Source organism: Leptospira chreensis (assembly GCF_016919165.1).
Lineage (GTDB): Bacteria > Spirochaetota > Leptospiria > Leptospirales > Leptospiraceae > Leptospira_A > Leptospira_A chreensis.
The window spans coordinates 99031-109719 of the sequence record NZ_JAFFPS010000011.1; the positions used below are offsets into that span (position 1 = coordinate 99031).

General features: G+C 40.2%; 11 protein-coding genes. 5 read left to right on the top strand and 6 right to left on the bottom strand.

Features of this window, described 5'->3' with window-relative positions; all coding sequences use genetic code 11:
- Positions 1-6: 6 nt before the first annotated feature.
- Together JWG41_RS04445 and JWG41_RS04450 are read right to left on the bottom strand one after the other, a co-directional pair.
- Positions 7-372, bottom strand: a complete 366-nt coding sequence (locus tag JWG41_RS04445; protein WP_232373672.1) for a hypothetical protein — start codon at positions 370-372, stop codon at positions 7-9.
- Between the two features lie 177 nt (positions 373-549).
- Positions 550-960, bottom strand: coding sequence for a hypothetical protein (locus tag JWG41_RS04450; protein ID WP_205268738.1), 411 nt, complete (start codon positions 958-960; stop codon positions 550-552).
- A gap of 241 nt (positions 961-1201) precedes the next feature.
- Between JWG41_RS04450 and ilvC the strand changes: the two genes are divergently transcribed.
- The 3 genes from ilvC (at position 1202) to JWG41_RS04465 (ending at position 4513) form a co-directional block, all read left to right on the top strand.
- Complete coding sequence (gene ilvC, locus JWG41_RS04455) at positions 1202-2203, top strand: ketol-acid reductoisomerase (protein WP_015682044.1); 1002 nt, start codon at positions 1202-1204, stop codon at positions 2201-2203.
- A gap of 51 nt (positions 2204-2254) precedes the next feature.
- Positions 2255-3574, top strand: a complete 1320-nt coding sequence (locus JWG41_RS04460; RefSeq protein ID WP_205268739.1) for a thiolase family protein — start codon at positions 2255-2257, stop codon at positions 3572-3574.
- A gap of 282 nt (positions 3575-3856) precedes the next feature.
- Positions 3857-4513, top strand: a complete 657-nt coding sequence (locus tag JWG41_RS04465; protein ID WP_205268740.1) for an HD domain-containing protein — start codon at positions 3857-3859, stop codon at positions 4511-4513.
- A 114-nt stretch (positions 4514-4627) separates the two neighbouring features.
- Here JWG41_RS04465 and JWG41_RS04470 read toward each other — a convergent pair whose 3' ends face one another.
- Positions 4628-5494, bottom strand: coding sequence for a hypothetical protein (locus JWG41_RS04470; RefSeq protein WP_205268741.1), 867 nt, complete (start codon positions 5492-5494; stop codon positions 4628-4630).
- Between the two features lie 119 nt (positions 5495-5613).
- Here JWG41_RS04470 and JWG41_RS04475 point away from each other — a divergent pair, with 119 nt between their 5' ends.
- Positions 5614-6456 carry an SH3 domain-containing protein gene (locus JWG41_RS04475; RefSeq protein ID WP_205268742.1) on the top strand — a complete coding sequence of 281 codons (843 nt, stop codon included), beginning with the start codon at positions 5614-5616 and terminating at the stop codon, positions 6454-6456.
- A gap of 5 nt (positions 6457-6461) precedes the next feature.
- Entirely contained in the window at positions 6462-7715 is a 1254-nt protein-coding gene (locus JWG41_RS04480; RefSeq protein ID WP_205268743.1) for a phospholipase C/P1 nuclease family protein, read from the top strand.
- Here JWG41_RS04480 and JWG41_RS04485 read toward each other — a convergent pair.
- The 3 genes from JWG41_RS04485 to JWG41_RS04495 form a co-directional block, all read right to left on the bottom strand.
- Positions 7712-8092 (bottom strand): DUF2237 family protein, encoded by a 381-nt coding sequence (locus JWG41_RS04485; protein ID WP_205268744.1) that lies wholly within the window; start codon positions 8090-8092, stop codon positions 7712-7714. The two genes, JWG41_RS04480 and JWG41_RS04485, sit on opposite strands and share 4 nt — an antisense overlap.
- Positions 8093-8247: 155 nt before the next feature.
- Positions 8248-9450 carry a M23 family metallopeptidase gene (locus JWG41_RS04490; RefSeq protein ID WP_205268745.1) on the bottom strand — a complete coding sequence of 401 codons (1203 nt, stop codon included), beginning with the start codon at positions 9448-9450 and terminating at the stop codon, positions 8248-8250.
- A complete protein-coding gene (locus tag JWG41_RS04495) occupies positions 9447-10652 on the bottom strand; it encodes a M23 family metallopeptidase (RefSeq protein ID WP_205268746.1) in 1206 nt (401 codons plus the stop codon). The genes JWG41_RS04490 and JWG41_RS04495 overlap by 4 nt, the downstream gene beginning before the upstream one ends.
- Positions 10653-10689 lie beyond the last annotated feature (37 nt).

Here is a 10689-nt window from a genome sequence, read left to right on the forward strand (position 1 = left end):
TATGCTTCATTCCTTTGTTTGGGGAGATTCTAAAAATTCTTCGATACAAGGAAGTAGAATCTCTGTTCTTTCCTTTTCACTCATGGGACCCAAGTCTCCACCTTTTCTCATAAACTTAGTATAGTCAGCATAGTTGACCATAGATACTAAATTGTAGAGCTCTACTTGTTTTGCTGTACTATTTCGAACCATAGCGGTGCAGGAAATATAGGAACCGAAAGAAGTAAGATTTTTACGGAAAAAATTGAATTTATATTCTTCTTCACCGATTTGTCTGGATCCAAACCTCTCCTGAAATTGTTTCTCTTTTGCATCCATCCACTGGTGGATGTCCATTCCTTCCGGAAGAGTGACAGGATTCTTGGGATACATTCTCCGTTCTGGTGGAAGGAGGCTTGCACATCCTATCAAAAGAAAAACGGAGAGAAGAAGAAAAAAACGGAATGAAGTCACCAAACGATAGCGGGACTTTGTTCTCTTCGGACAGATTGTACGGTATAATACAAGTAAGTCCGAAGAGAGTTTACAAATTTTCAAAGGATCCAAACTCTATAACCTCCATTTCCCGGGATTACCCATATTGTGGTATCTACCCGCGGGAACATGAAGGGGATTGTGGCCTCCTCCTCCGTGGGTTCTGGGGACTTGGAACTGGTTTCCTCCACCATGATAGGGATATGGAACCCCATAACTTCCCCTAGACCCTTGGTAGGGATAAGGGTAATCGCGGTAGTTGTGGCCATTCTGACTCGGATGCCTTGCATAATAGGAGTCTTGTGCTAAATCAGGGGAGATACAACCTCCTCCGACAAGCGCCAAACCACCTACAAAAAATAGGGAACAAAAAAACCTAACGAGTCTTTGACGGTTCAGTTTTTCTACGGATTCAAAATTGATTCTGTTCATCATGAATCCAGTATAGGGGTTCGGATCCGATTCTCCAATGGAGGGTTTCCGCATTTGCGGTTAACACCTATGCGCATGGTTTTTGTTGGATCAAAATAGTTGAAGGGAAGTAGAAAAATATTATGTCTCTTACGCGCCCTTGATGTGGAGGAGGCGTAAGCCGTCCGTAGGACCGAAGCGAACGCGGAGTCCGGAACCAGCAAGGAAAGGCGCCCTAATTCGTTCTTGTTTCCCTCCTCATAGTTAAAAATGATGGAAAAATAAGTTAAATTTTCCGCAGGAAGTGTGCCCATCCATGGCAAATATCTATTACGACGACAGTTGCGATCTAAATCTCCTTAAAGGTAAAACCATTGCAGTGATTGGCTACGGAAGCCAAGGTCACGCCCAAGCTCAAAACATGAAAGATTCTGGTTTGAAAGTCATCATCGGACTTCGCGACGGATCCAAATCAGTAAAAGAAGCTAAAGAAGCTGGTTTTGAAGTTTTCAGTGTTGCGGAAGCTGCAAAAAAAGCAGACATCATTCAGATCCTCGCTCCAGACACCATCCAAGCTGACATGTATAAGGCGGATATTGAACCGAACCTTACTGAAGGAAAGGCTCTTGTATTCTCTCACGGATTTAACATCCATTACGATCTCATCACTCCTCCAAAAAACGTAGACGTGTATATGGTAGCGCCAAAAGGTCCAGGACATTTGGTTCGCCGTGTTTACACAGAAGGTGGTGGAGTTCCTTGCCTAATTGCGATCTACCAAGATGCAACGGGCCAAGCAAAAGCTCGCGCTCTCGCACACGCTAGTGGAGTCGGTGGAGGAAGAGCAGGAATTTTAGAAACATCTTTCCGTGAAGAAACAGAAACTGACCTCTTCGGAGAACAAGTAGTTCTTTGTGGTGGTGTTGCGAACCTCATTATGAGCGGATTTGAAACTTTGACGGAAGCGGGATACGATCCAGAGATCGCTTACTTCGAATGTTTACATGAAGTCAAACTCATCACTGATTTGATTTACGAAGGTGGACTAGCACGTATGCGTTATTCCATTTCTGATACTGCAGAGTATGGAGATTATATCAGCGGACCACGCATCATTGATGCAGGAGTCAAAGCTCGTATGAAGGATGTTCTCACTGATATCCAAAAAGATAAAGGTGCAGCGTTCGCTAAACGTTGGATGGCCGATACAAAGGCTGGATACCCTGAATACAAAAAACTCAAAGAGAAAAATGCCGCTCACCCTATCGAAGCCGTAGGAACAAAACTACGTTCTATGATGAAGTGGCTTGCGAAGTAATTTTAAAGGTAACTAAAGTTTTAGTCTAAAGAAAGGAAGAAGGGATTTTATATGAAAGTAACACAAAAGATAGTACTCGCAGCACCTGCACGAACTCCTTTTGCTCAAATTGGCAAGGCGCTCTCACAGTACTCTGGACACCACCTCGGAAAAATCGTTGGTGAAGAAGTAATGAAACGCAGTGGTTTGAAACCTACTGATATCGACGGTGTGATCGTCGGTGAAGGTTTTTCTAACGCACCAAACTCAGCACGTGTGATTGCAAACTTACTTGGACTTCCTATGGAAATTCCTTGCCTTACTGTTGCAAACAATTGTGTATCTGGATTGGAAGCAGTGGCGGAAGCAACTCGTCGCATTTCACTTGGTGAAGGAAAAGTATTTCTAGTGATTGGTGAAGAATCTCAAACTTCTATGCCATTCGTTGTGAAAAACGCTCGCCTTAACAAAAAAACAAACAGTTTGGATGCTCTTACAAAACTTCTTCCGAATGACCTTCCTGAAGGTGTAGAACTTCGTGATACATTGGAAGACGGACTTGGTGATGGCGAAACTTCTTTTGGTATGCAAGTAACAGCAGAAATCCTCGCTCAAAACTACGCTCTCCCACGCGAAACACAAGACAAAGTAGCTTACGAATCTTTCAAACGTGCTTTTGATGCGACTCAAGAAGGTCGTTACAAACCATATATTATGGAAGTGAAAGACGATGAAGGAAATATGTTACAAGCTGACGAAGCAGTCCTTCTTCGTGAAGGTCTTGTAAAAAACCCAACTCGTATGGGTCGCGCGATGTTACTCTTTGACAACCCTCAAATGAAATTTGACCAGTTCAAAGAAAAATACAGCAAATACTTAAAGAAATCACATGGACCTACTCTTTCTATCTTCAATGCAAGCCCACGTTCTGATGGAGCGGCTGGTATCATTGTAGCTTCTGAAGATGCAGCTAAAAAATTAGGTCTTACTGCAAAAGCTTATATCAACGGTTTTAACATGCGTGGTGTGGATCCAAACCTTATGGGTCTTGGCCAAGCAGAAGCAACTTTAGCTCTTCTTGGAGAAACAGGTGATAAAATCGAAAACATCGACATCATCGAAATTCACGAAGCATTTGCTGCGACCGCAGTAGCGGCTCTTGAAGAAATCAAAATCAGAACTGGTCTTGATTGGGAAAAGAAGTTTGATGAGAAAAAAATCAACCCGAACGGTGGATCCATCTCCATTGGACACCCGTTTGGTGCTACTGGTGTGAGACTCCTTCACAACGCAATCATGGACTTTGACGAAAACAAAGACGTGAAAAAAGTGCTAGTGACTGCTTGTGCACACGGTGGGATCGCAGGATCTATGATCGTAGAAAGAGCGTAATCGAATTTAAGATTCGATTCGTTCGATCAAATGATCGAAGTAGAAAGCCAAGGGAAACCTTGGCTTTTTTTATGGGGAAAGGGGTTGGTACTTTTTCGATTCAATTCCCCCAAAAGTGAACTTATTTAGAAAGAATTTTTGGTTTTGGGAAAGGGGATTGTAGGAAAGGAAAAGATATGATAAGAGGTATGTATTGGGAGGCGGGTCTAGTTCCCCACCCAATTAGGGCGGGGATATATAGATTCGCAATCCGCAAACCATTCTTTAACAGAAGGTATTCCCATGAAGATCGAAGAGAAGTGTAAAACAAAATTCCAAGCCCTACTCCAAGGTTTTAAAGACATCTCTGTATCTCAGAAGGATTCTCTTTGGGAAGAAATTAGGTCTCGCTACTCGGAATCCCACCGCACCTACCACAACCTAAACCATCTCTACCAAATGTTAGGGGAATTTGATTCGGTATCTAAGGAATTACAAGATCCAGAGATCGCACTCTTTGCCTTATTTTACCATGATTTGATTTATGATGTCACTTCCAAAACCAATGAAGAAGAAAGTGCAAAGATCGCCAAAAATAGATTATCCGAATTAGGAATTTCACAGAAACGGATTGAGATTTGCATAGAACACATCCTGGCGACCAAATCACATCGATTAGGTGACAAATGCCATCCAGATACATCTTATTTTTTAGATATTGATATTTCCATTCTTGGAAGCGAAGAATCCAAATACTATGAATATGCAAAAAACATTCGCAAAGAGTATTCGATATTTTCTCGCGAAGACTACCAAAAGGGAAGAATCCAAGTATTGAATCATTTTATCGAAAACATTCGACTCTTCCATACAGATATCTTTTTTGATGAGTATGAAATGCGAAGCCGCCACAATGTGAAACTAGAGATTCATAGTTTGCAAAAAGGTGAACTTATTTAGAAACAATTTTTGGTTTTTGGAAAGGGGTTTGTAAGAAGGGAGAAGTTGTGGTAAAAGGTGAGTATTGGGAGGCGGGTCTAGTTCCCCACCCAATTAGGGCGGGGATATAAAGATTCACACCCCAAACCGCCCGAGCATCGGAACAAGGCCTTCCCTCGTTTGTCCCGCGGTATCATAGCCGGGAAAAATCTTAGACAACTTCAGATAAAAATGTTTTTCAATTCGTTTGGTTCCATTGGTTGTTTTTTCAAACACATCTTTGGTGAACAAATGAAATTCAAAATATCCAGTTTTGAACTTCCCATCAGCACCTATCCGACTCCCCACTCGAAATCGTAAGGGCTGATTGTTATCCAGAGATTCAAAACAAGGCTCTTCATCAAAAGACAAAGTCTTAGAAATATAAAGTTTTTCCTTCACTCCCATCTCTTGGAAGTCTCTGGCACCCGGAAGTTGAACCAAAACTTTGCCTTCTCTTCTAAATTCTAAACTATAGGATAGGATATCCAAATTGGATACATCGATAGAATTTATATCTATTGTTAGATGGTGATCTAAGACCTCAGTGGAGCGAGTGATCACACTTCCTTCCCTTTGGCCAATCGTAATGATTTTATTTACATTTATGGGAATAACGTATTTAAAAACCAAACCAGGATCTGGTAGATCTTTACCTTGGACGGTCATTGGCAAATGGATCGGTGTTTGTGTGATCGTATGGATATCAGCAATTGCAACATCAGACACAGCTGTTTGTTTTTGATTGGATGAAGTAGTTATCTCTTTTAAGTTCGATTTTGATTTGAATGCTTCTAACGATTTTAACTTGGCAATCGTCAGCCTTTGCATGACAGTAATTAGGACAAGTACGGCAATCAGTAATACAAGCACAAATACCCAAGTTTCATAGGCATTCATTCTCTCTTCCAAAATTCGTATTTGATCCATTGAATACGGTTTCATTACTTGCGCGAGTATCATTCACTATCCTTTGCGATGAAAAGCCTATACTATCATTGTCGACCTATCTTTCAGAGAAAAATACCATTCCTATGGAAAAGAGATCGACTATTGGCACTCAATTCCCTATTTTTTGGACTATGTCGGGCTACAAAACTTTACAATGCATTCTACTTCTTCTATTTGTTTATCCTCTTTATTCCCAAAACCATTGGGATGATTACATACACGAAAAAACTGTTAAATCCACCTATCGTATATTTGGTGATAATGTCAACTTAAGAGAATCTGATAACCTAAAATCAAAAGTCAAAAAGAAACTTTCGATGGGAGCTGTTGTCACCATTCTCGCAAAAACGAACCAAATCATGGAACAAGATTCAGTAAAAGAGTATTGGTACCAAGTGAAGTCGGAGAAAGACACAGGTTATATCTGGGGAGGACTGATTGCCGATTACTCCTTCACTTTAGAAAAGAACATAGTTTTATGTAGAAACTTAGGAGTCAAACGCAGCACACTTGAATTAAAATTAATCCAAGGTGACAAACTTCTAACTCAAACCAAATGGGAATCTGGTGCCGTCAGTAACGAAAACTGGAGTCATAAAATCTACCCTGCTTCACAATTTTCACCGAGTCCCAAATTTTTATTCGGATTATCATATTTTGTTTTTTCTGAAATCGAAAATGGATCTACAAATGAGCAACTGATTAGTATCAGTTCCGATTCAAAATTTGTATCTCATTTTTCATGGAACCTAGGATCTTGTGATCCTCCAACTTGCGGCGAGTCATGGTTGGTATTTCCAGGTGAAACATTACCCGTAGATCCAAAAAAGAAAAGAAAGGTTACCAAAGGAAAAACCAATACAATCCAAGAGTTAACACATATCTTTGATATCGATAACGCAAATTCTCACGAATACTTCACATCAGAATACAAATGGGACGGAACCAACTTCCAAAAAAAGGAAAGCCAATAAACTTTATGAAACAATTTATCACAACAATTGTAATTTTAACTTTTGCATTCCCACTATTTGCGTGGAACAACCATGCAGGAATTACCTATTTGATTTTAAAAGATCATTGGAAGGGAAAAAATTCTCCTAAGGTCAAAGTTGAATCCTTAAAATCTTTTTTGACAAAAGAAAAAACATCGATCCAAGACAGTTTGTCTATTTCTGAAGAATGGGCACTGAAACGACTTCCTCACCTAACTCCTACAGCTGAAAGTTTGAAATTTTCTAAAACAACAAAAGACTCAGAGCTTGTTGTCAGTTTTTACAAAGCACTCCGAGTCAATCCAAACCATAAAGCAGCATTATACGTCCAGTCGGTTCCAAAAAGAAATGGATCCAAACTTCCTTTGGACCAACTCACAACTCTCAACGACAAAGGAAAGTTGGGAAACGAAACCTTTTTAGCCTTACAAGAAGGCCAAATGATCGGTGCTGACGAAGTTTTAGTTTCGGCAACAGATGAACCTGACTACGATTTAGATTTGTATCTATTTGAAGACAGTGGAAGTGAAGTAGGAAAAATCTATGGATTTGGAAGCCAACCATTCGGAAATCCAGCTGTAGAATTTTCATCTCAGGCTCCCTTTCATATGGGATTTTACTATGAACCTGGGATCATTTTTGCGCTTGCTGGATTTTTAAAAAGAACTTATCCCGAATACCGCATCCACCAATTTACTGAACTTTCTAATTTAGCATTCCGAACAGGCCACCCATATTGGGGATATCGATTTGCTGGTTGGGCATTACATTATATCCAAGACCTCACACAACCCTACCACTCTTCCGTATTACCAAGAGTCAGCGCTGCAAAACAAATTGGCGTACAACTTGTATCTATTGTGGGATACCAATCACCAAAAGATAATATGATTCGATTCATTTCAGGAAGACATACTTTGATCGAAGAGTATCAATATTACCTGATTCGAAATTTGATCGAAACTAAAAATTGGGACCACCCTGTGGCAAGTTCCATCACAGATTTTTCAGCAAAAGGTGCAAGTGAATGGCAAGGGATTGATTCTTTAAGAAATAATGTTTGTAAAGAAGCTTATGATGCTGCAGAACCAGCGGATGAACAGTTGGAACATTTAGAAATTCCTAAATATGAAACTCTATATGAACCAAACCATCCCATCCATACAATTCTTGGATCTCTGCTTCAGAATACATCCAAACATACAAGAGCCTATTTGGATGCTCTAAAAACTAACTAATCGATATCGTCGGCAGCGAATCTTTCTAGTAATTCCAAAGGAATTATTTCTAACGCACGTTTGTGGGTAGACTCCAAAAATACTTTTGGAGGAACCCCGTTGCGGTAGGCCTCTAACCAACGCGAGGCACAAAGGCACCAACGTTCTCCTGGTTTGACACCAGGAAAGGAATACTGTGGCCAAGGGGTGATGAGGTCATTCCCACTTTCTTTCTGAGATTCCAAAAATTCCTCTGTTGCGAGAACACATACCGTATGAGAACCAACGTCATCATCGGATGTATTACAACATCCATCCCGAAAAAAACCAGTCAGAGGATGTGTGGAACAAGGAGCCAGGGGTCCACCGAGTACATTCAATGATTCATTCATTTCCATTAGAATATCAAACTAGGGTAGGATTCGATTCTGGGAAGATGTTTCTCAAAATAGGTGCGAAAAAAAGATGGGGGTTTGCACCCCCAGTAGAACGACCAAAAGGTCTTGGAAAGCCCATAGCCAATCTACTATACATATATTTACTTGTCAAACGATTATGCTTTTACATTGAAAAAAAGAATCTTTTTTTCTTCCCCATTGATCCGGACTCGCACCTTCCAACGCCCAACGAGTTTCGGGTTACTCGCTATCGATACGTATCGGGCCTCTAAAGCCAAATTCTTATCAGCGGCCCAGTCCAATTTCATCGGCTCAAAACCTTTCCCATCAATGGATATATCCACCTCAATCCGATGGTTTCCGGGTTTCACAAACTCTAAGGAAACGAGAAAACTTTCTCCCAATTGGAATGTATTTTCACCGCATTGCACTTTTTCTCGTTTTGCATTCAGCCGACAAATTTGAATGTCTTCCTCAAAAATGTCGATAGCCGTTTGATCCACTCCTGGTTTTGGATGCCAATACATATGATACTCTTTAAGAGTTTCTCTCTCGGAGTATTGTGTTTTAAACACTGTGGGAATGGTTGTGACTTCTAATTGGCGATTTGGTTTGTGTACTTCAAAATGTAAGTGTGGACCTTGCGTATAACCAGTATTACCTGAGTATCCAATCAATTGACCTGCATCCACCATATCACCAACTTTTACGACAACACCGTTTTTCATTAGGTGAGCATAATTTCCCAAAGTACCATCATCATGTTGGATGATAATAAAATTTGCCTTTGATAACAAATCCCTGCGAAACCCACCTTCCGAATACCGAGACTCGGTTGCCATCACATACCCTTTCCTAGCAGCATGAACCGCAGTCCCAATGGGAATCCCAAAGTCTAGGGCATAAACAGAGTTTCCAAAATGGGTGACAGAGCCGTTATAACCTTGCACCACCTTTGTCCGAATACCTGGGGCATAAGGTAATAAATAACTTACAGAATCATCATGTACACTATCCCAATCTCCCGGACGAACCCGATAGGAAAAGGAATGGAAGGCATTTTTAGTTTTATCTTCTAGTAAAAATTTTGTAACAAAAACAGGAGAAGTACCCTTTACCACAACAAATTGGGGAAAGGTTAAATCTGTTTTGAAGTTAACAAGAGTAACATTGAGTAAAACAGAATTGGTAACTTTGGGATGGGGGTTGTGATTACGGATAGAGAGTTCAATTCCATCCTCATCCTTTGTCTGCACCAAACAAATCCACTCTTGATTGCATTCTTCAGTTACAGTCGGTTCCGCATACAAACCAAACGAAACACCAAAGAATAATAAAATAAATAAAAACCTAATCACTTTACACTCGTTAATTGAAATTGAATCTCTTTTTGTAAGACTCCATCGATAGATACCGCCGCAGTCCAATCACCTTCTAGTGGCTCCGAAGGATCTTCTAACTGGGCCTCAAAATAGGTATCCCACCATTCAGGATTTGTCTCCCAATTATACAATTTCTGTAAGGAGGTACCATTTTTACGAACGGAAATTTGTATCTTGTAACGAGATGGCTTCAAAAGAGGAATATAAAAATACAAAGGGGAAGTTTTAGAGAATAAGGATACATTACATCCCAATCGCTCTAGATTCTGAATCGATTCACAAATTTGGATTTCGTCCACATCAGCAACGGTTTTTACCATAGACTCCTCTTTATCCCTACGCCAATGGAGTTGTCCTTCAGTGACAATTTCTGAATCGGAAGATTCTGTTCGAAAAAAGGTGGGAATGGTTTTTTTACGTAACCGAGAAGTGGGTTTGTATACTTCAAAATGTAAATGAGGACCGTCACTAAATCCCGTGCTTCCCGCATAACCAAGAGGAGCACCAGTAACCACACGTTGCCCTCGTTTGACAAGCACACCCATATAACGGAGGTGAGCATACTGGCCGATGGTTCCGTCGTCATGGAGAATCTTTATATAGTTAGCGGAATGGATGTATTTCATTTCAAATCCGCCCTCGTTGTTTTTTTCCTCCGTATCAATGACAAGACCATCTCTTGCGGCCGTAATTAAATCCCCTTCTTTGAGTCCGAAATCGATCGAATAACGGTTGTCACCTTGGTGACTTTTACTTCCTTTATATCCTTGGTAAATACGAACCTTCAGTCCCTTTTCAAAGGGTAACTCATAAATCACTTTTGAATCATGGGAACTGGAAAAATTCCCTAGTATCCATTTGTATTTAATTTGATAAACCCAGCGTTTCTTAGTTTTGATCGCATTCAGACGAAATAGTTTTTTTGATTTTGGGCCCTTTAGAACGGTAACCATAGGAAGTTTTAAGCTACTTTTCATATTCTTAAAAGTAGCATTGGCAGATATCGTTGTATCTGTTTGATCGATTGCGATTTTGTTTTGAAAATAGATATCTACTCCTGTTTTGTCCTGAACATAAATAACACAGAGCCTACCCATGGAACAAAACTCGGAATGTTCTTTGGCAATTAAAAAACTAGCAGGACAAAGTAGAAATAAGATAAAAAAACCAAATCTCATAAAACAGGAATCATTTTAGAGATAGGAACACTTAAAA